Origin of the sequence: Nostoc sp. DedQUE07, assembly GCF_034530975.2 — a bacterium.
In the GTDB taxonomy this organism is placed as follows: domain Bacteria; phylum Cyanobacteriota; class Cyanobacteriia; order Cyanobacteriales; family Nostocaceae; genus Nostoc.
The window spans coordinates 40,467-40,884 of sequence record NZ_JAVRCC020000064.1; the positions used below are offsets into that span (position 1 = coordinate 40,467).

The 418-nt window shown below is 53.3% G+C and carries 1 pseudogene; it reads left to right on the forward strand.

From position 1 onward, the window contains the following. A pseudogene (locus RMZ95_RS30070) lies at positions 1-418 on the forward strand (photosystem II D2 protein (photosystem q(a) protein)); the annotation flags it as partial.

Below are 418 nucleotides of genomic sequence, written 5' to 3' on the forward strand. Positions count from 1 at the left end.
CTGACTGGCACCACCTTCGTCACCTCTTGGTACACCCACGGATTAGCCTCCTCCTACCTAGAAGGCTGTAATTTCCTGACAGTAGCAGTATCCACCCCCGCCGACAGCATGGGACATTCCCTATTGCTGTTGTGGGGACCAGAAGCCCAAGGCGACCTCACCCGTTGGTTCCAATTGGGTGGGTTGTGGCCATTCGTTGCCCTACACGGAGCCTTCGGTTTGATTGGCTTCATGTTGCGGCAATTTGAAATTGCGCGTCTAGTAGGTATCCGTCCTTACAACGCTCTGGCTTTCTCAGCTCCGATTGCAGTATTCGTCAGCGTATTCCTGATGTACCCCTTGGGACAATCTAGCTGGTTCTTTGCACCCAGCTTTGGGGTGGCTGCAATTTTCCGATTCCTGCTATTCCTGCAAGGGT